22 protein-coding genes are annotated in these 19124 nt (G+C 59.1%); 12 read left to right on the top strand and 10 right to left on the bottom strand.

What is annotated here, in order from left to right; genetic code table 11:
* The first annotated feature begins 86 nt into the window (after nucleotides 1-86).
* Complete coding sequence (locus AC1DXW_RS20345) at nucleotides 87-764, top strand: TetR/AcrR family transcriptional regulator (protein ID WP_477753942.1); 678 nt, start codon at nucleotides 87-89, stop codon at nucleotides 762-764.
* Between the two features lie 28 nt (nucleotides 765-792).
* Here the strand turns inward: AC1DXW_RS20345 and AC1DXW_RS20340 are convergent, their stop codons facing one another.
* The 3 genes from AC1DXW_RS20340 to AC1DXW_RS20330 all read right to left on the bottom strand — a co-directional run bounded on the left by AC1DXW_RS20340 (nucleotide 793) and on the right by AC1DXW_RS20330 (nucleotide 3145).
* On the bottom strand, nucleotides 793-1647 hold the full coding sequence (locus tag AC1DXW_RS20340) for a shikimate dehydrogenase (RefSeq protein WP_477753941.1): 855 nt from the start codon (nucleotides 1645-1647) through the stop codon (nucleotides 793-795).
* Nucleotides 1648-1652: 5 nt separating this feature from the next.
* A complete protein-coding gene (gene aroQ / locus AC1DXW_RS20335) occupies nucleotides 1653-2093 on the bottom strand; it encodes a type II 3-dehydroquinate dehydratase (protein WP_057713207.1) in 441 nt (146 codons plus the stop codon).
* 140 nt (nucleotides 2094-2233) lie between these two features.
* Complete coding sequence (locus AC1DXW_RS20330) at nucleotides 2234-3145, bottom strand: LysR family transcriptional regulator (RefSeq protein ID WP_477760372.1); 912 nt, start codon at nucleotides 3143-3145, stop codon at nucleotides 2234-2236.
* Here AC1DXW_RS20330 and AC1DXW_RS20325 point away from each other — a divergent pair.
* From AC1DXW_RS20325 to AC1DXW_RS20315, 3 genes are read left to right on the top strand one after another with little or no spacing between them, the layout of a single operon-like run.
* Nucleotides 3144-3353 carry a hypothetical protein gene (locus AC1DXW_RS20325; protein ID WP_477753939.1) on the top strand — a complete coding sequence of 70 codons (210 nt, stop codon included), beginning with the start codon at nucleotides 3144-3146 and terminating at the stop codon, nucleotides 3351-3353. The two genes, AC1DXW_RS20330 and AC1DXW_RS20325, sit on opposite strands and share 2 nt — an antisense overlap.
* Nucleotides 3354-3371: 18 nt before the next feature.
* A complete protein-coding gene (locus tag AC1DXW_RS20320; protein WP_477753938.1) occupies nucleotides 3372-3800 on the top strand; it encodes a DUF4160 domain-containing protein in 429 nt (142 codons plus the stop codon).
* Nucleotides 3797-4243 (top strand): DUF2442 domain-containing protein, encoded by a 447-nt coding sequence (locus AC1DXW_RS20315; protein WP_477753937.1) that lies wholly within the window; start codon nucleotides 3797-3799, stop codon nucleotides 4241-4243. Before AC1DXW_RS20320 ends, AC1DXW_RS20315 begins: the two co-directional genes overlap by 4 nt.
* 54 nt (nucleotides 4244-4297) lie before the next feature.
* Here the strand turns inward: AC1DXW_RS20315 and trmA are convergent, their stop codons facing one another.
* Both trmA and AC1DXW_RS20305 read right to left on the bottom strand, forming a co-directional pair.
* Nucleotides 4298-5377, bottom strand: a complete 1080-nt coding sequence (gene trmA / locus AC1DXW_RS20310) for a tRNA (uridine(54)-C5)-methyltransferase TrmA (protein WP_477760371.1) — start codon at nucleotides 5375-5377, stop codon at nucleotides 4298-4300.
* On the bottom strand, nucleotides 5374-6669 hold the full coding sequence (locus AC1DXW_RS20305; RefSeq protein ID WP_223461025.1) for an NCS2 family permease: 1296 nt from the start codon (nucleotides 6667-6669) through the stop codon (nucleotides 5374-5376). Before AC1DXW_RS20305 ends, trmA begins: the two co-directional genes overlap by 4 nt.
* A 222-nt stretch (nucleotides 6670-6891) precedes the next feature.
* Here AC1DXW_RS20305 and AC1DXW_RS20300 point away from each other — a divergent pair, with 222 nt between their 5' ends.
* Both AC1DXW_RS20300 and AC1DXW_RS20295 read left to right on the top strand, forming a co-directional pair.
* On the top strand, nucleotides 6892-7338 hold the full coding sequence (locus AC1DXW_RS20300; RefSeq protein ID WP_477753935.1) for a DUF4879 domain-containing protein: 447 nt from the start codon (nucleotides 6892-6894) through the stop codon (nucleotides 7336-7338).
* A gap of 68 nt (nucleotides 7339-7406) precedes the next feature.
* Nucleotides 7407-7958 carry a DJ-1 family glyoxalase III gene (locus AC1DXW_RS20295; RefSeq protein ID WP_108231207.1) on the top strand — a complete coding sequence of 184 codons (552 nt, stop codon included), beginning with the start codon at nucleotides 7407-7409 and terminating at the stop codon, nucleotides 7956-7958.
* Here AC1DXW_RS20295 and AC1DXW_RS20290 read toward each other — a convergent pair.
* Nucleotides 7955-9214, bottom strand: a complete 1260-nt coding sequence (locus tag AC1DXW_RS20290) for an MFS transporter (RefSeq protein WP_477753934.1) — start codon at nucleotides 9212-9214, stop codon at nucleotides 7955-7957. The genes AC1DXW_RS20295 and AC1DXW_RS20290 overlap by 4 nt on opposite strands.
* 392 nt (nucleotides 9215-9606) lie before the next feature.
* Between AC1DXW_RS20290 and AC1DXW_RS20285 the strand changes: the two genes are divergently transcribed.
* The 3 genes from AC1DXW_RS20285 (at nucleotide 9607) to AC1DXW_RS20275 (ending at nucleotide 12309) form a co-directional block, all read left to right on the top strand.
* Complete coding sequence (locus AC1DXW_RS20285) at nucleotides 9607-11043, top strand: cytochrome ubiquinol oxidase subunit I (RefSeq protein WP_477753933.1); 1437 nt, start codon at nucleotides 9607-9609, stop codon at nucleotides 11041-11043.
* Nucleotides 11044-11046: 3 nt separating this feature from the next.
* Entirely contained in the window at nucleotides 11047-12054 is a 1008-nt protein-coding gene (gene cydB / locus AC1DXW_RS20280; RefSeq protein WP_477753932.1) for a cytochrome d ubiquinol oxidase subunit II, read from the top strand.
* 87 nt (nucleotides 12055-12141) lie between these two features.
* Nucleotides 12142-12309 carry a DUF2474 domain-containing protein gene (locus AC1DXW_RS20275; RefSeq protein ID WP_007975773.1) on the top strand — a complete coding sequence of 56 codons (168 nt, stop codon included), beginning with the start codon at nucleotides 12142-12144 and terminating at the stop codon, nucleotides 12307-12309.
* A gap of 63 nt (nucleotides 12310-12372) precedes the next feature.
* On the opposite strand, the gene AC1DXW_RS20270 is transcribed toward AC1DXW_RS20275, so the two are convergent.
* Both AC1DXW_RS20270 and AC1DXW_RS20265 read right to left on the bottom strand, forming a co-directional pair.
* Entirely contained in the window at nucleotides 12373-13497 is a 1125-nt protein-coding gene (locus AC1DXW_RS20270) for a methyltransferase (RefSeq protein WP_477753931.1), read from the bottom strand.
* Between the two features lie 174 nt (nucleotides 13498-13671).
* The gene (locus AC1DXW_RS20265; protein WP_477760370.1) at nucleotides 13672-14385 is read right to left on the bottom strand and encodes an autoinducer binding domain-containing protein; all 714 of its coding nucleotides are present in this window, start codon (nucleotides 14383-14385) and stop codon (nucleotides 13672-13674) included.
* Nucleotides 14386-14687: 302 nt separating this feature from the next.
* On the opposite strand from AC1DXW_RS20265, the gene AC1DXW_RS20260 reads away from it, so the two are divergent.
* On the top strand, nucleotides 14688-15464 hold the full coding sequence (locus AC1DXW_RS20260) for a ferredoxin--NADP reductase (RefSeq protein WP_477753929.1): 777 nt from the start codon (nucleotides 14688-14690) through the stop codon (nucleotides 15462-15464).
* A 41-nt stretch (nucleotides 15465-15505) separates the two neighbouring features.
* On the opposite strand, the gene mscL is transcribed toward AC1DXW_RS20260, so the two are convergent.
* The gene (gene mscL, locus AC1DXW_RS20255; RefSeq protein WP_108216400.1) at nucleotides 15506-15919 is read right to left on the bottom strand and encodes a large-conductance mechanosensitive channel protein MscL; all 414 of its coding nucleotides are present in this window, start codon (nucleotides 15917-15919) and stop codon (nucleotides 15506-15508) included.
* Between the two features lie 639 nt (nucleotides 15920-16558).
* Between mscL and radA the strand changes: the two genes are divergently transcribed.
* Nucleotides 16559-17926: a DNA repair protein RadA gene (gene radA / locus AC1DXW_RS20250; RefSeq protein ID WP_477753928.1), complete on the top strand. Its 1368-nt coding sequence runs from the start codon at nucleotides 16559-16561 to the stop codon at nucleotides 17924-17926.
* 114 nt (nucleotides 17927-18040) lie between these two features.
* Here the strand turns inward: radA and AC1DXW_RS20245 are convergent, their stop codons facing one another.
* Nucleotides 18041-18409, bottom strand: coding sequence for a PilZ domain-containing protein (locus AC1DXW_RS20245; protein WP_477757074.1), 369 nt, complete (start codon nucleotides 18407-18409; stop codon nucleotides 18041-18043).
* A gap of 160 nt (nucleotides 18410-18569) precedes the next feature.
* Here AC1DXW_RS20245 and AC1DXW_RS20240 point away from each other — a divergent pair.
* A partial coding sequence (locus AC1DXW_RS20240) for a carbon starvation CstA family protein (RefSeq protein WP_477757075.1) occupies nucleotides 18570-19124 on the top strand: 555 nt, incomplete at its 3' end.

Below are 19124 nucleotides of genomic sequence, written 5' to 3'. Positions count from 1 at the left end.
GGATTAAACGTGGGCTGTGCAGCTTCCTTCACCGTGTCGCGCGGCCCATAATCGCCAGCCTGTGCAGTGATGGCCGTGAGCCCGCAATGACAATGACCTCAGAACTCCCCGCAGCCCCCGTAGAATCGGGTGCCGAGCCGCGCAAGAGTCGCAAGAACAACCCGGAAAAGACCCGCGAAAACATCCTGCAGGAGGCGATTGTCGAATTCGTCCAGCAGGGGCTTTCCGGTGCTCGCGTCGATGCCATCGCCGAGCGCATCCACACCTCCAAGCGCATGATCTATTACTACTTCGGCAGTAAGGAACAGCTCTACGTCGAAGTGCTGGAGAAGCTTTACGGCGATATCCGCAACACCGAAAGCCGCCTGCACCTGACCGAACTGCCTCCGGTGGAAGCCATTCGGCGTATGGTTGAATTCACCTTCGACCACCATGATCGCAACGTCGACTTCGTGCGCATCGTCAGTATCGAAAACATCCACAACGCCGAGTATGTAAAGCGTTCCGAGGCGATCAGGGCGATGAACAACACCGTTCTCGATTCCCTCGATGTGATTCTGCGTCGTGGTGTTGAAGAGGGTGTCTTCCGCGCCGGCCTGGTGCCGCTGGATGTGCATCTGCTGATCAGTTCGTTCTGCTTCTATCGCGTGTCGAACCGCCATACCGTGGGCGAGATTTTCCAGATCGACTTGCCGGACGAACGCATCAAGCAGCGTCATCGGGAGATGATTTGCGAGTCGGTTCTGCGCTACCTGCAGGCTTGAAAAGATCGCCCGAGCGATCTTTTGATTTTCAGTCATTCATGCTCTGGAAATGCTCAAGCATGCGCTGGGCATCGGGCACCACGCCGCTGAACAGCTCGAACGCCTTCACCGCCTGAAACACCGCCATGTTGCCGCCGTCCAGCGTTCGGCAACCGAGGGCGCGGGCGTGGCGTAGCAGTTCGGTTTCCAGCGGGAAGTAAACGATCTCCGCCACCCACAATTCGGCCCGCAGCAACGCGACCGGCACCGGCATGCCCGGCAGTTTTTTCATGCCCATCGGCGTGGTGTTCACCAGGCCGTCAGCCCGGGCCATGGCGTTCGGCAGGTCATACCCGGCCACCGCCCGACCGACGCCGAAATGCTGATTGAGGTTGTCTGCCAGATCCTGGGCGCGGCGGATATCTACGTCAAAAATGCTCAGCTGTTGTACGCCTTCATTCAATAACGCGTGGGCCACCGCCGCACCTGCGCCGCCAGCGCCCATTTGTACGACACGTTCAACGGCAACGCCCTTCAAACCCCGGCGAAAACCCTCGGCAAAGCCCAGGCAGTCGGTGTTGTGGCCGATGCGTTTGCCATCCTTGAGCACCACCGTGTTGACCGCACCGATACCGCGGGCTTCCGGCGAGAGTTCGTCGAGCAACGGGATGATTGCCTGCTTGCAGGGAAAGGTGATGTTCAGCCCGGTGAAGTTCATCCGTTCGGCAGCCATCAACAGGTCGGGCAGGGCGTTGCTGTCGAGTTTCAACTGATCAAGATCGATCAGGCGATACAGGTAACGCAGCCCTTGGGCATCGCCTTCATGCTCGTGCATGGCCGGTGTGCGGGAAGCCTGGATGCCGGCGCCAATCAGGCCGGCCAGTATCACGTGGTTCTGAGTCACGGCGATCACCCCTTCAAACGATGACTGAAGTGTTCCAGCGCCAGGCGATAGCCATGACTGCCAAAACCGGCCATTACCGCCGTTGCAATGGCGGATACGAATGAGTGGTGGCGAAAGGGCTCGCGGGCGTGCACGTTGGACAGGTGGACTTCGATGACCGGCAGTTCGCTGGCGACCAGGGCGTCGCGAATGGCGACCGAGGTGTGGGTCCACGCGGCCGGGTTGATCACGATCCCGGCGCAGCGGCCACGGGCGGCGTGAATCCAGTCGAGCAATTCGCCTTCATGGTTGGTCTGGCGAAACTCCACTGCCAGGCCGAATTCTTCGGCGGCACGTGCGCACAGGGTCGAGATGTCTGCCAGGGTTTCGTGGCCGTAGGTCGCCGGTTCACGGGTGCCGAGCAGGTTCAGGTTCGGGCCGTTGAGCACCAGAACGATAGGGGGCATCGGAATCTCTCCACTTATTATTTTTGGAATCGGCCGAGGACTTCAGCCTGTGGAGATAAATTGTACTAACTAGTTAATTTGGTCAATTGGAGTGAAGGCACACTGGCGGTTTGTGGGCGGTGATCGGACACTTTCGCTGTTCAGCGCGGCAAATGCTCCACCAGAAAATCAATGAACGCCCTCAAGCGCAGCGGTACATGGCGACTTTGCGGATACAGCAAGGTAAACGGCCGCGCCCGCCCGCCATAGGGCTTGAGCACTTCCACCAGCGAGCCGTCGGCCAGTTCCTTTTCCACGATAAAACGATAGGTCTGAAACAACCCCGCCCCGTGTTTGGCCAAGGTGACACCGCCCAGTACATCATCGGAACAACTGAGGCTGCCCTCGGCCAGAATTTCCCGGGGCACGCCTTTATCGTTGAACAACCAGGCAATGCGCCGGCCGCTGCTGGGCAATTCGTACTGAATGCATTCGTGGTTTTCGAGGTCGTCGAGGGTTTGCGGAGTGCCGGCCCGTTTCAGGTAATCAGGGCTGGCGATCAACACCAGGGCGGCATCTTCCAGCTGCCGGGCGATCAGGCCGGAATCCGGGATGGCTCGTACACGAATCGCCATGTCGTAGCCTTCGCCGACGAAATCGATGTTGCGATTGCTGATGTGCGACTCGACCTTCACCGCCGGATAGCGCGCCCGAAACTCGGGCAACAAAGGCAGGATTCGATGATGTGCGTAGGTGGTCGGAATACTGATGCGCAAGGTACCGGACGGTACTTGCTGCTGGCCCATCACCTCGCGCTGGGCCTCGACCAGTTGCGCCAGGGCCTGGCGACATTCTTCGTAATAACGACGGCCACTGTCGGTCAGTTTCACACTGCGGGTGGTGCGCGCGAACAGGCGCACGCCCAGGCGTTCCTCCATGCGCGACACCGAACGGCTCACGGCAGCGGGGGTAACACCCGCCACCAGCGCCGCGGCAGTAAAACTGCCGGCCTCGGCGGCCAGGCAAAACAGCTCAATACTGCCCAACTGAATATCGTCGAATTGTCGCTGCATGATTGATTACACCGGGGATCAGATGAAGGAACTGGATCAGTATTTATCAGGTGCCAGCGCCGTAATGAAAGGATTTCTTACCATTGCGCGCGGTGTTCCGCAGGGCCGGGTAACGCCAGGACGCCAGCCTGAGGACACAAGAAATGATTCGACGGCCAATGCCAGCGGTCGGATTTTCCAGGGAGTGTCGAATTCTCGGATTCATTAACCTAACGGATGGGTTAGCATGAAGGTATGCAATTACAAAGGACTGTCGGTAGTGATCATGTTGCGAGACGAGCATTGTCCGCCTCATGCGCATGTGGAGGCGGGTACGTGGAGTGCGAGATTCAGGTTCAGTTTTTGGCACAACGGTGTCGAACTCTGGGATGTAGTTCCGCTTTCGCGTCGGCCACCGATCGCGGTGCTTGAGGGATTGCGCCAATCGCTGCAGCAACCTGCCCATTTGCGGCGCGCCCGCGGCATCTGGTGGCGAAAACTACAAACAGCTTGTCTCGATAATCAATTGTGGGACTGGCAAAGCAACGAAGTCGTTGTGGTGAAAAGGGTTGTCAGTACTACCAATATGATTGGATCGGCTTGCTACGAACCTGAATCGAACAGGACGTTGCTATCCCTGATAGGTGCACAGGAGAGTGTGGAGATCGAGTTATGAAAACGATAAAAGCCAAGGTTCAGGCCGATAGTCCCGTAACGGAAAGTAGCCTGGACAAAGCCATTGAACGTGGCGAGTTACGTAGAAAAAATAGCCTGCAAGCGACAGCGGTTACCTACCTGGCCCCCTGTCTGGCCGTCAGCTTCGAAGATGGCAGCGGCGTATTGTTGCCCGTGGCCAACTATTCGGAGTTCGATGATTTTGAGGGCGGGGACTTCGCCAGTCTAACGGTCGGCTATGCGGGTACTGCCCTGTGCCATGAAGGCAAGGACCTGCATGTATCTATCGCCGGGATGATTTCTGCGAGCAAGCCGCTGATGGCCATGGCGGCCTCGGTCGTCGCTTCGCGCAATGGTCGCCAGAGCAGCGCCGCAAAGTCTGAAGCTGCGCGGGCCAACGGCAGGAAAGGCGGGCGCCCGCGCAAGGTCGATGTTGTCTTGTAAGCTCCCACAAAAAAGCCGTCGTGAAGACGGCTTTTTTGTGCCTGGCAGGCGCCATCAACGGCGGGTCAACAACACCCCGGATTCCATGTGATGGGTCCAGGGGAACTGGTCGAACATCGCGCATCGGGTGATGCGGTGGGTGTCGTGCAGTTGGGCGATATTGGCCGCCAGGGTCTCCGGATTGCAGGAGATGTACAGGATGTTGTCGAAGCGCCGGGTCAGTTCGCAGGTGTCCGGGTCCATGCCGGCGCGAGGCGGGTCGACGAATACACTGCCGAACTCGTAGCTCTTGAGGTCGATGCCGTGCAGGCGGCGGAACGGACGCACTTCGTTCAGGGCTTCGGTCAGTTCTTCGGCGGATAGACGCACCAGGGTGACGTTATTCACCGCATTCTCGCTGAGATTGCTCAGCGCCGCGTTGACCGAGGTCTTGCTGATTTCGGTGGCTAGCACTTTGCGCACGCGAGTGGCGAGCGGCAGGGTGAAGTTGCCGTTGCCGCAATACAGCTCCAGCAAATCATCGGAGCGATCGCCAAGCGCGTCGTACGCCCAGTTGAGCATCTTCTGGTTCACCGTGCCGTTGGGCTGGGTGAACGCGCCTTCCGGCTGGCGGTAGCTGAAGGTGCGGCCGCCGACGTCCAGTTGCTCGACTACGTAATCGTGGCCAATGACTTCGCGCTTGCCCTTGGAGCGGCCGATGACGCTGACGTTCAGGTCCGTCGCCAGTTTCGACGCCGCCGCGTGCCAGTGCTCGTCCAGCGGGCGGTGATAGCACAAGGTAATCATCGCGTCGCCAGCCAGCGTGGTCAGGAACTCCACCTGGAACAGCTTGTGACTCAGGGCCGTGCTGGCTTGCCATGCTGCCTTGAGTTGCGGCATCAACTGGTTGATGCGCAGGCTGGCAATCGGGAACTCTTCGATCAGGATTGGCGTGCGTTTGTCTTCCTGGGAAAACATTGCGTAATGACGCTCGCCGGCCTCGCGCCACAGGCGGAACTCGGCGCGCAGGCGGAAGTTTTTCAGCGGCGAATCGAAAACGGCTGGCTCGGGTGCATCGAACGGGGCCAGCAAGTCACGCAAGCGCGTGACCTTTTCTTCGAGCTGAACGGCATAGGCCTGGGAATCAAAAGTCATGCGTTGAACCAACCCAGCTTGATCACGAACAGAATCGACAGGATCACCAGTGCCGGGTTCAGCTCACGGCCGCGACCGGACATCAGCTTGATGGCGGTCCAGGAAATGAAACCGAAGGCGATGCCATTGGCGATGGAATAAGTGAACGGCATCGCCAGCGCAGTGATTACCACCGGCGCGGCAACGGTGATGTCGTCCCAGTCTATTTCGGCCAGGCCGGATGTCATCAGCACGGCGACGAACAGCAGGGCCGGTGCAGTGGCGAAGGCTGGAACGCTGGCGGCCAGTGGCGAGAAGAACAGCGCCAGCAGGAACAGGATCGCGACCACGACGGCGGTCAGGCCGGTGCGGCCACCGGCACTCACGCCAGCGGCGGATTCGATGTAGCTGGTGGTGGTCGAGGTGCCCAGCAGGGAACCGGCCATGGCTGCAGTGCTGTCGGCGATCAGCGCGCGACCCATTTTCGGCATGTGACCGTCCTTGCTCATCAATCCGGCACGCTTGGCGACGCCGATCAGAGTGCCGGAGTTATCGAACAGGTCGACGAACAGGAAGGCGAAGATCACGCTGACCAGACCGATGTCCAGTGCGCCCTTGATGTCCAGTTGCAAGAAGGTCGGGGCCAGGGACGGCGGCATCGACATCACGCCGCCGAACGGGGTGAAGCCCATCACGATCGAAACGATGGTCACCACCAGAATGCCGATCAGCACCGCACCGCGCACGGCAAGGGCTTCGAGCGCGACGATCAGGGCAAACCCGAGGGTGGCGAGAATCGGAGCCGGTTGTTTCAGGTCACCGAGGCCGACCATGGTCGCCGGGTTGCTGACCACGATTCCGGCATTGTGCAGGGCGATCAGCGCCAGGAACAGGCCGATGCCGGCAGCAATCGCCGAGCGCAGCGGTAGCGGGATGCTATTGATGATCCATTCACGGATGCGGAAGATCGACAGCAGAAAGAAACACACCGCCGAGATGAACACCGCGCCCAGTGCCACTTGCCAGGTGTGGCCCATGTGCAGGACCACGGTGTAGGTGAAGAAGGCGTTCAGGCCCATGCCCGGTGCGAGGGCGATCGGGTAGTTGGCGATCAGGCCCATGGTCGTCGAGCCGATGGCGGCTGCCAGACAGGTGGCGACAAACACCGCGCCCTTGTCCATGCCGGTCTCGCCGAGGATGCTCGGGTTGACGAACAGAATGTAGGCCATGGCCAAAAAGGTCGTGACGCCCGCCAGAATCTCGGTCCGCACGTTGGTGTTGTGTGCCTTGAGTTGAAACAGCCTTTCCAGCATGTCTGCTCCCCGTGGCGCGCCGGGCGCCGTGAATGTATCGACCTCAACAGCAAAGCACAGGCAGCAGAGCGCGCCTGGAAATTACTGTGGGCCGGAAAAAGCCGCGCATCATACCAGTAGCTTGGGGATATGGCTGCTTATGGCGGTGATCGTCGTCGATGTTTTGCGACAACACCAAGTACGCCATACTGTGCGCTGGTTTTTTGGGTGGATGGGGCCTGCATGAAAAGGCGTCTGGTTAGCGTGTTCGGCGTATGGATGGCGTTGTTTCTCGGGGCTCAAACGGCCGTGGCGGCCTCTGCTGCGCCACTGACGCAATTGAAGGTGCTCAAAGTCGCGTCGCCGTCCTGTGGTGTTGAAAACATCGACGAAGGGCAAACCCGGACTCGCTGCGATCACAATGGCCCGAACATCACGGTATACGTGCTGGAAGTGGGTTATGGACGCGAGGCCCATGTCGCCCTGGACGGTTTCGAAGTGAATGGCACCCGCACACCGGTCTGCGCGTTCAAGAACGGCAACCTGACCAGTTGCACCCCCGGGGAAAAAACCGTCGGCTATTTGTATGCCCTCGATCTGGCTGGCAAGCAGGAAGGCACGCTGACCTTCAGCAATACCTCGATCAACGCGCCCGGCAATACGATGTCGACGCAGCTTTTCATCAAGTAACCACAGGTCCCGAACAAGGGGCAGGAAAGCTGGCTACGCTTAAAAGATCACTCTGTGGACAATACCTGATGACCTTTAGAGCCTTGATTGCCCTCGCCGAGGGCACCGATGACCTGCAAACCGTGACCCTGATCGACGTACTGCGCCGCGCCAAAATAGAAGTGGTGGTGGCCAGTATCGAAGGGCGGCGCATGCTCACCTGCGCCCGCGGCACGCGCCTGACGTCCGATGCCATGCTGGTGGATTTGCTGGCGCAGCCCTTCGACCTGATCGCCTTGCCGGGTGGTGCGGTGGGTTCGCAGCACTTGGCAGCCCACCAACCCCTGCAACAATTGATCAAGGATCAGGCGGCAGCCGGTCGCCTGTTCGCCGGCATCGCCGAGGCGCCCGCCGTGGCGCTGCAGGCCTTTGGCGTATTGCGTCAACGGCGCATGACCTGCCTGCCCTCGGCCAGCCATCAATTGTTGGGCTGTAACTTCGTTGATCAACCGGTGGTGGTCGACGGCAATTGCATCACCGCCCAGGGCTCGGCTGGCGCCTTGGCATTTGCCCTGGCGCTGGTGGAACAACTCTGCGGAAAAGCCACACGTGCGGCGGTGGCGGGGGAATTGCTGGTTTAGCCTGCTTGGACTTTTGCTTCTTCCCTTTCTTCATCTTTAGCCACGTGCATGCGATCGCGGCTGGCCAGTGTCGGGAACAGTTTGACCCACGCCCCGGTTACCACCAGCGTGCCGATCCCGCCCATGACCACGGCTGGCACGGTACCGAACCAGTGGGCAGTCAGGCCCGATTCGAATTCGCCCAACTGGTTCGAAGCACCGATGAACAGACCATTCACGGCGCTGACCCGGCCGCGCATTTCGTCCGGGGTTTCCAGTTGCACGAACGAGGCGCGGATCACCATGCTGATCATGTCTGCCGCGCCCAATACCACCAGCACCGCCAGGGAAAACCAGAACGAGGTCGACAGGCCGAAGGCAATGGTTGCCACGCCGAAGATGCCCACGGCGGTGAACATCACCCGCCCGACGTTGCGCTCCACGGCAAACCGCGCCAGGAACAGCGACATCAGCAGCGCACCCACTGCCGGTGCCGAGCGCAACAGGCCCAGCCCCCACGGGCCGGTCAACAGGATGTCCTTGGCGAACACCGGCAGCAACGCCGTCGCACCACCCAAGAGCACCGCGAACAGATCGAGGGAGATCGCCCCGAGAATGTCCGGACGACTGCGGATAAAGCGAATGCCCGCCAGCAATGAATCCAGAGTGGCCTTGCCCTTGTTCAGCGGGGTTTGCCGGGCTGGCAGGTTGAGCATCAGCGAACAGGCGATGACATACAAAAGCACCGTCGGGCCATACACCCAGACGCTGCCGAAGGCGTAGAGCAAACCGCCGAGGGCCGGGGCGACGATGGTTGCCGATTGCTGGGCCGATTGCGCGGCGGCCACCGCACGGGGAAACAGCGCGCTGGGCACTATGCTGGGCAGCAGCGCCTGGGTGGTCGGCATTTCAAAGGACCGCGCGGCGCCGAGCAGGAAGGCCAGGATAAAGATCATTTCCCGGGTGACATGATCGGTGGCACTGCCGATGGCCAACGACAGGGCGATCAGTGCCTGCACGGACTGGCAGATCGCCGCGACCTTGCGCCGGTCATAGCGGTCGGCGACGTGTCCTGTGTGCAGCATGAACAGCACGCGCGGGGCGAACTCGACCAGGCCGACCAGACCCAGGTCGAGCACGTTGCCGGTCAATTGATACAGGTTCCAGCCGATGGCCACGGTGAGCATCTGGAAGCCGCTGGCGGTGAATACCCGGGCCATCCAGAACGCGAGAAAAGGGCGATGGTGACGTAACAGCAAGGGCTCTTGGCTGGGCATCTGCGGGACAATCTGGGGAGAGGGGAGCGGCGAGATTATCACCAACCTGTAACAGGAAGTTGTCATGGCACAAAATTTAGTTAGCCAGACATCTATTTCCTCAACGCTCCCACAGTGAATGTGTTGCAGCCAATGACAAAAGCCGTGAGGCAACTTGTCACGCGGCAAAAGACCACGCGGTTCATCCCCGAAATTGGGACTACTCTTTCAACGTTGATTGATCCAGATCAAAACCCACAAAAGGAATTGATCCGGCGGCCGCAAGGCCAGATTCCCTGCGTTGTGATGCGTGCAAAAAAAGAACAAACAGAGATTCGCCACACTCCATATCCGTGGGGACCGTGGGTGCAGGCTTCCAGCCAGCAGCCGTACTACCTGACAGAGGAAGACTTATGTTCGGTTTAGAGGCACTTGATCTCGCCCGAATTCAGTTCGCGTTCACCATCTCGTTCCACATCCTGTTTCCGGCCATCACCATCGGCCTGGCGAGTTACCTGGCGGTACTCGAAGGCCTGTGGCTGAAAACCCATAACGACACCTACCGTGACCTCTACCATTTCTGGTCGAAAATCTTTGCCGTCAACTTCGGCATGGGGGTGGTTTCCGGCCTGGTCATGGCCTATCAGTTCGGCACCAACTGGAGCCGCTTCTCGGACTTCGCCGGTTCCGTGACAGGGCCGTTGCTGACCTATGAAGTGCTCACGGCGTTCTTCCTCGAGGCCGGGTTCCTCGGCGTCATGCTGTTTGGCTGGAACAAGGTCGGACGTGGCCTGCACTTCTTCGCTACCGTAATGGTGGCCATCGGTACATTGATCTCGACGTTCTGGATTCTTGCCTCCAATAGCTGGATGCAGACCCCGCAGGGCTTCGAGATCGTCAACGGTCAGGTCATACCCACCGACTGGCTGGCGGTTATCTTCAACCCGTCGTTCCCGTATCGCCTGATGCACATGGCCACGGCGGCGTTTGTCGCCACGGCCTTCTTCGTCGGTTCCTCCGCGGCCTGGCATTTGCTGCGCGGCAGGGACAACCCGGCGATCCGCAAAATGCTCTCGATGGCCATGTGGATGGCATTGATCGTCGCGCCGATCCAGGCGGTCATCGGTGATTTCCACGGTCTGAACACGCTTGAGCATCAGCCGGCGAAAATCGCCGCGATCGAGGGCCACTGGGAGAACGTCGGTAACGAAGCGACTCCGCTGATCCTGTTCGGCTGGCCGGACATGAAGGAGGAGAAAACCAGGTTCGCCGTCGAAATCCCGTACCTGGGCAGCCTGATTCTCACGCACTCCCTGGACAAACAGGTGCCGGCGCTCAAGGAGTTCCCGCCTGAAGACCGGCCGAATTCGACTATCGTGTTCTGGTCATTCCGGATCATGGTCGGCCTGGGCTTGCTGATGATTTTCACCGGTTTGTGGAGCCTGTGGCTGCGCAAGCGTGACACCCTCTACTCCTCGCGGCCGTTCCTGTACCTGGCGCTGTGGATGGGGCCGTCCGGTCTGATCGCTCTCCTCGCCGGCTGGTTCACCACCGAAATCGGCCGTCAGCCGTGGGTGGTCTACGGCCTGATGCGCACGGCGGATGCGTCGTCTAACCACAGCTTCATGCAGATGAGCATCACCCTGATCCTGTTTGTCGTGGTTTATTTCGCGCTGTTTGGTGCCGGTCTTGGCTACATGATGCGTCTGGTGCGCAAGGGGCCGAAGATCGACGAAGGCAAGGAAACCAACGACGGTGGCCCTGGCCAGAAACGCACACCGGCCCGGCCGTTTTCCGCAGCCGACGACGACCACATCGACGCCGATCACAGCCTGACCAAGGAGATTTGAATCATGGGAATTGATCTTCCGCTGATCTGGGCCGTGATCATCATCTTCGGCATCATGATGTACGTGGTCATGGACGGTTTCGACCTGGGCATCGGCATTCTCTTCCCGTTCATTCCGGGCAAGACCGATCGCGATGTGATGATGAACACCGTCGCCCCGGTCTGGGATGGCAACGAGACCTGGCTGGTGTTGGGTGGCGCGGCGTTGTTCGGCGCGTTTCCGCTGGCCTATTCGGTGGTGCTCTCGGCGTTGTACCTGCCGCTGATCCTGATGTTGATCGGGTTGATCTTCCGCGGTGTGGCCTTCGAGTTCCGTTTCAAGGCCAGGGACGACAAGCGCCATCTGTGGGACAAGGCGTTCATCGGTGGTTCGGTCACTGCGACGTTCTTCCAGGGTGTAGCGCTCGGTGCGTTCATCGATGGACTGCCAGTGGTCAATCGGCAGTTCGCCGGTGGTTCACTGGACTGGCTGACCCCATTCACGATGTTCTGTGGTGCGGCGCTGGTGGTGGCGTATGCGCTACTCGGTTGCACCTGGCTGATCATGAAGACCGAAGGCAAGTTGCAGGAACAGATGCATGACCTGGCCCGGCCATTGGCCTTCGTGCTGCTGGCGGTGATTGGCATCGTCAGCATCTGGACCCCGTTGGCCCACGCAGAAATCGCCGCACGCTGGTTCACCATGCCGAATCTGTTCTGGTTCATGCCGGTGCCGATTCTGGTGCTGCTGACGATGTACGGACTGATCCGCGCCGTGGCCCGCAACGCGCACTACACGCCGTTCCTGCTGACCCTGGTGCTGATCTTCCTCGGTTACAGCGGGTTGGGCATCAGCCTGTGGCCGAACATCATCCCGCCGTCGATCTCGATCTGGGACGCCGCCGCGCCGCCGCAAAGCCAGGGCTTCATGCTGGTGGGCACACTGTTCATCATTCCGTTCATCCTGGGCTACACCTTCTGGAGCTACTACGTGTTCCGCGGCAAGGTCACCCATGAAGACGGTTATCACTAGCCCTGTGCACCGCGAACCTGTGGGAGCGAGCTCGCTCGCGATGGCGTCGGAAGCGACGCCATCAATCTTGAAGAGGATTGAAACGTTATGGCCGCCAAACATTCCCTGCACGACATTGAAGAAGCCGAAAAAAAGCCGCTGTGGCAGCGGCTCGGCTGGTTGGCCCTGATCTGGGTCGGCAGTGTGGGCGCCTTGTTCATCGTCGCCAGCCTGATGCGTCTGTTCATGAACGCGGCCGGCCTGACCACGCACTGACATCTCCCCCGTGGCCTCAGGGCACGGATTTACGACCCTCCGACCGGAGGGTTTTTTTTACTGTTACTTGCGCGCCTTGAGGATGACGAATTTCGGATTGGCTGCCACTTGTTCGACACCACGGAACAATCGCGCGAGCTTGCTGTGGTAACCCAGGTGACGATTGCCGACGATGTACAGCGCGCCGCCCACGACCAGCGCTTCGCGCGCTTGCTGGAACATCCGCCAGGCCAGGAAATCGCCCACCACCTGTTGCTGGTGAAACGGTGGATTGCACAGCACGACATCAAGCGATTGCGGTTCCTGGCCGGCCAGGCCATCACCGGCACGCACGATCACTTCCCGTTCACCCAAGGCTGCGCGCCAGTTCTCGGACGCCGACTGTACGGCCATGAACGACTCGTCCACCAGCGTATAGTGGGCCTCGGGGTTTTGCAGGGCGCTGGCGATGGCCAGGACGCCGTTGCCGCAGCCGAGATCGGCGACCCGCGCCGAGCCGAGGTTTTTCGGCAAGTGCGGCAGGAAGGCTCGCGTGCCGATGTCCAGGCCTTCGCGGCAAAACACATTGGCGTGGTTGAGCAGTTCGATAGCCGGTTCGTCGAGTCTGTATCGCGTTGGGTAAGGCGATACAACTGGCGTTTTGTCTTGCGCCGTGGCAATCAATAGCCGCGCCTTCTTCACGGCCAACGAGGCTTGTACCGGGCCGATGTAACGCTCCAGCAAGTCGCCCGCGGCCCGGGGCAGATGCTTGATCATGGCTGCGGCAACCACTTGGGTACCGGGTGCCAGTTGGCCTTGCAGGCGGATCAGTTGTTCTTCCAGCAGCGCCAGGGTTTTCGGTACACGGATCAGCACGCAGTCGAACGGCCCGGCAAGGGTTTCGCTGGCGGGGACGCTCGGCACCGCATCAAATGCCAGGCCGTTGCGCACCAGATTCTTTTCCAGCCCCTGCAAGGCCAGGAACGAATCACCGCTGCTGACCACCCGCACTTTACCCGCGAGACTGGCCGCCAATGCGCCGAAACTGTCATTGAGCACCAATACCCGGGTGTCCGACGCCGGCTGCTGTTCGGCCAGATGATTGAGCAGGTATTCATCGGCTGCATCGAAAGCTTGCAGCGGTTCGTTCTGCTGTTCGGGCTGGCGGATCAGGTCGAGGCTGGCGAAGGGTGTTTCGAGCAAAGGCATGGGGCGGGGCTCTGGGTAATCAACGGATGTCCCGCTGCCTAAGGCGTTGGAGCGGGCGGAGCCGACCGAGTGTACTGCGTCGTGAAGGTCTACACGCCATCACTCAGGAGGGACCGCAAATGGTACGTTTTTTTTACCTGGATTACCCGCAGGTTTTCCCGTAGTCGGGCGCTTTCAGATGGCTCCGGACCGGGCCGCGGCGATGACTGCCGCAATCTTGTTGTTGACGCCGAGCTTCTCGATAGACCTGTGCACATGAAAGTTGATGGTGCGTTCACTCAAATTGAGGATCCTGGCAATTTCATAGGCCGTCTTGCCATCGGCCGACAGTTTCAATACTTCGAGTTCCCGCCGCGACAAGGGGGGAGCCTGGGGGTGAGCCGGTTTTTTCGGTTGCATTGCGATCGCCAGAGCGTGCAAATGGCGGCTGATGAACACCGAGAACCCAAGATGCTCGTACAGCTCATAGGCTGAAATCGGGCAATGGCTTCTGGCCAGGCTGAAAATGCTGCGCAGACCGGTTTCCTCATCAAAGATCGCCTGGGACCAGCCATGCTGCAAGCCTTGTTGTCGCAGCAACTGCCATAACCATGGCGTCCTGGAAAAAAGCTCTTCACTCCAGAGAACAGGCAACATTGAATGATTGCAATGCGCCACTATTGGATCTATTTGCATGGCGTTGTTTTTTTCATATTGAGTATTCCACTCATGGGGGTAGTTGTTCAGGTTCACCGTACTGGTGTCGACCCCGAATGAGTTTGAAGTAATTGAAAAGCCACAAAATTTATATCCAAGGTTTCTGGCGAAATTGAGCGCGATTCGATAGGCAGTACTGATCTCTTGTGTGTGCGTCAATTGTTTGAGCTGCGACTCCTTCCAGATCTCCATACAGTGATCTCCATTAGTGTGTCTTCTGGGTGCAGTATTGGATCCAGGATCCGGCACGCCACGAAGTGTAGGACATTTCCTGCGGAAGTGATTCGACAATTTTGCTCTTTTGACTGTTGGAAAAGTGTGCTCAAGGTTCTTAGGGGATAAATGGTTATGAAATGCCACATATAATTTTATATGTAGGGTTGTGTTCGTATTCTGTAATCGACTACTAGTGCGCATTAATGTCACTACAAATTGTCGGTGGTTACGCTGCTTTCTTTGCGGGACACTGGGGTATCTGTTGATTGGAGCCTTCCATGTCCGTCAGTGAAGAAAAATTTACGCGCCAGACCTTGCTCGAGGTTCATCCGCTGACCCCGAACCTGTTTACCCTGCGCGCCACGCGGGATGCAGGGTTTCGTTTTCGGGCGGGGCAGTTTGCCCGGTTGGGCGTCACCAAGGCTGACGGCAGCACGGTATGGCGCGCCTACTCCATGGTGTCCTCGCCCTTTGACGAGTTCCTCGAGTTCTTTTCCATTGTCGTACCGGGCGGTGAGTTCACCAGTGAACTGAGCCGCCTGGGCGTTGACGATACGTTGCTGGTCGACCGCCAGGCCTTCGGCTACTTGACGCTGGACCGTTTTGTCGATGGCCGCGACCTGTGGTTGTTATCCACAGGTACGGGCATCGCACCGTTCCTGTCGATACTCCAGGATTTCGACGTCTGGGAGAGATTCGAGCGGATCATCCTGGTCTACAGCGTTCGCGAAGCCCGGGAACTGGCTTATCAGGAGCTGATCGCGGGGCTGGCGCAACTTGAGTATCTGGCTGAGTACGCACACAAATTGCAATTCATCGCCACAGTCACTCGTGAGCAGCATCCTGGCGCATTGAACGGGCGGATCACCACACTGATTGAAAACGGCGAGTTGGAGCGCAGCGCGGGAGTTGCGCTGACGCCTGAGCATTCACGGGTCATGCTGTGCGGCAACCCGCAGATGATCGATGATACGCGCAAGTTGCTTAAACAGCGGGACATGCACTTGAGCCTCAGCCGGCGACCCGGCCAAGTGGCGGTGGAAAACTTCTGGTAAGCAAAACGGCGCCTCAGAGGCGCCGTTTTTTGCCAGTGCAGTCAAGGCCGGTTGTTTTGGGCCTTGAGCAAGTCGCGGATCTCGCCCAGCAACTCTTCTTCCTTGGTGGGAACCGGCGGCAGGCTAGGGGCCACGGACTCCTCACGCTTCAGGCGGTTGATGGCCTTGACGCCCATGAAGATCGCAAAGGCGACGATGACGAAGTCGATGATGGTCTGGATGAACTTGCCATAGGCCAGCACCACCGCAGGGATGGCGCCGTCTGCTGCCTTGAGCGTTATGGCCAGATCACTGAAGTCCACGCCACCGATCAGCATCCCGATTGGCGGCATGATCAGGTCACCGACAAACGAGGTAACGATCTTGCCGAAGGCCGCACCGATGATGATGCCGACAGCCATGTCAACCACGTTGCCTTTGACCGCGAAGGCCTTGAACTCGTTTAGCACGCCCATAGGTTATTCCTTGTTACAGATGAGGTAGATGTGCGCAGTGTAAATCAGCAAATCGCATCCTGCTCGAATCAACTGCCTGCTGTGCTTGCCAGCCATTGACCCGGGCGGTGTTGAAAAATTCACCGATTGATCTCATCTGAGGTCGGACAGGCCTTCTGAGGCGTTCGCATGCGACTTTTTTTCAGCGAAATGGCGTCATTTGTGTGGGCGAGCCAAGGTTGAGCGACCATTCCTGAATCGGGACGCTCAAGATGATCGGGCAGTTAGTGGCCAAGAGGCTGCATTGAAAGTTAAATGCAGGTGCAGTGATATGAACTGTTTCGTTAGTTTGGTGTTTCTGACAAGTTGCGCGTTTCTCTGAATCACTGTCGCGTTTTGTGTGAATGTTTTCGAAGTTGTGCAAAAAGTATGTAAGTGAACAAAGTCTGTATAGGTTTTCGAAGTGTGCGGTATGGCATGTCCCTAGCGTTTGTTGGCCGAGTTGAGCGAAAAACTTATACAAGGTTTTGTAGGGTGGGTGTATCTCAATATACCTGTGTTTAATAAGGTTATTTGAAGTCATCAAAAGGGTTGCGAAATATCTGGCCGCACTCGCGCGCCTTGGCTGAGCTATCATCGCGTTTTTTTCCGGGAGTTCCGATGGCCAAGGCCAAGCGCATGTACGGCTGCACCGAGTGCGGCTCAACCTTCCCCAAATGGGCCGGCCAGTGCGGTGAGTGCGGGGCTTGGAACACGCTTACCGAAACCATGGTGGAAAGCGGCGGGGCAGCCGCCCCCAGCGGTCGTACCGGCTGGACCGGCCAGCAGGCGCAGATCAAGACTCTGGCCGAAGTCAGTGTCGAAGAAATTCCGCGCTTCTCTACCGCTTCCAGCGAGCTGGACCGGGTTCTGGGTGGTGGTCTGGTGGATGGCTCGGTGGTGCTGATCGGTGGCGACCCCGGCATCGGCAAGTCGACCATTCTGCTGCAAACCTTGTGCAACCTCGCCAAGAGCATGCCGGCGCTGTACGTCACCGGCGAGGAATCCCAACAGCAAGTGGCCATGCGTGCGCGGCGCCTGGGGTTGCCTCAGGATCAATTGCGGGTCATGACCGAAACCTGCATCGAAACCATCATTGCCACGGCCCGTCAGGAAAAGCCCAGGGTGATGGTGATCGACTCGATCCAGACGATATTTACCGAGCAATTGCAATCGGCACCGGGCGGTGTATCCCAGGTGCGCGAAAGCGCGGCGTTGCTGGTGCGTTATGCCAAACAGAGCGGCACGGCGATTTTCCTGGTGGGCCACGTCACCAAGGAAGGCGCGCTGGCTGGCCCTCGTGTGCTGGAGCACATGGTCGACACCGTGCTGTATTTCGAAGGCGAGTCCGACGGGCGCCTGCGTCTGCTGCGGGCGGTGAAGAACCGCTTCGGTGCAGTCAATGAACTGGGCGTTTTCGGCATGACCGACAAAGGACTGAAAGAAGTCTCCAACCCGTCGGCGATTTTTCTGACCCGTGCCCAGGAAGAAGTCCCGGGCAGTGTGGTGATGGCAACATGGGAAGGCACACGGCCGATGCTGGTGGAGGTTCAGGCACTGGTGGACGACAGTCACCTGGCCAACCCGCGTCGGGTCACGCTGGGGCTGGATCAAAACCGGCTGGCGATGTTGCTGGCGGTGCTGCACCGTCACGGTGGCATTCCGACCCACGATCAGGACGTCTTTCTCAACGTGGTCGGCGGGGTCAAGGTGCTGGAAACGGCGTCCGACCTGGCGTTGATGGCGGCGGTGATGTCCAGTTTGCGCAACCGGCCGTTGCCCCACGATCTGCTGGTGTTCGGTGAAGTCGGGCTTTCCGGTGAAGTGCGTCCGGTGCCGAGCGGTCAGGAGCGTTTGAAAGAAGCCGCCAAGCACGGCTTCAAGCGGGCCATCGTGCCCAAGGGCAATGCGCCGAAAGAGGCGCCGGCGGGGTTGCAGATCATTGCCGTTACTCGCCTGGAGCAGGCACTCGACGCGTTATTCGAGTAACGCCTATCCCCCGTAGGAGCTGCCGAAGGCTGCGATCTTTTGATCTTGCATTTTTAAGATCAAAAGATCGTCCGAACGCGGCCCGAGCCTTCGGCAGCTCCTACAGAGGTACGTTCAGGCTTCGATCAGCGCACCCAACTCTCGCTCCAGTTCGGCTTCGTCGCCCAGGTTGAGCTCGATCAATCGCCGCAGGCGTTCGATGGACTCCAGGCTGATGTGCCGGCAGACAAAGCCAAGCTGGCCGTGATCTTCGTGGGTCAGGTGCACATCCATGGCGATATCGACGTCATCGCTCAGATGAATATCTACTGAAAAATCCTGCTGGCGATCGCCCTGCCAGTGTTCGGGTCGCTCGATCAGCAACCCCTTGAGCGACAGATCAATCAACTTCACCGGCCAGGTGGACTCACCCTGACTCAGCCCGGTTCGGGCATCGAACGCAATACGTTTGAAGCGGCGACGTTCGGCAGGGTGCTCGCTCATGGCGCGATCCTCGTAGATGTACGCTGACTATAGACCTGCACTCTTGAAGGCGGCCAGCGCGTGCAGGTATCCAGCCCTATATCGGGGTATGGTCTTTGCCGTCAGGAGCGCTAAACTCGGGGTGGTTGTCTTTCTTGTCCACTCTGGCTGGAATATCAAAATGAAAAATAATAATAGCCCGCTACGCCATTTGCCTTGGCTGGTGCTGGCAATCACAGGTGCGTGCGCCCTGGGTGTCGTGGCATTGCGCCGGGGCGAGGCAATCAACGCCTTGTGGATTGTGGTCGCTGCCGTGGCCATCTATCTGGTCGCCTATCGCTACTACAGTCTGTTCATCGCTAACAATGTCATGCAACTCGATGCGCGGCGGGCCACTCCCGCTGTGCTCAACAATGACGGTCTGGACTATGTGCCGACCAACAAGCACATTCTCTTCGGTCACCACTTCGCGGCCATCGCCGGCGCGGGTCCGCTGGTCGGTCCGGTGCTGGCGGCGCAGATGGGCTACTTGCCCGGCACGCTGTGGCTGATTGCTGGCGTGGTGCTGGCCGGTGCGGTGCAGGACTTCATGGTCCTGTTCATGTCCACCCGCCGCAACGGCCGTTCGCTGGGCGACATGGTCCGTGAGGAAATGGGCCGCATCCCCGGGACCATCGCGCTGTTCGGTTGCTTCCTGATCATGATCATCATCCTCGCGGTGCTGGCGTTGATCGTG

Source organism: Pseudomonas sp. P4_C4, from assembly GCF_056402055.1.
The sequence above is the reverse complement of the archived record's forward strand: the minus strand, read 5'-3'. Positions and strand labels throughout refer to the sequence as shown.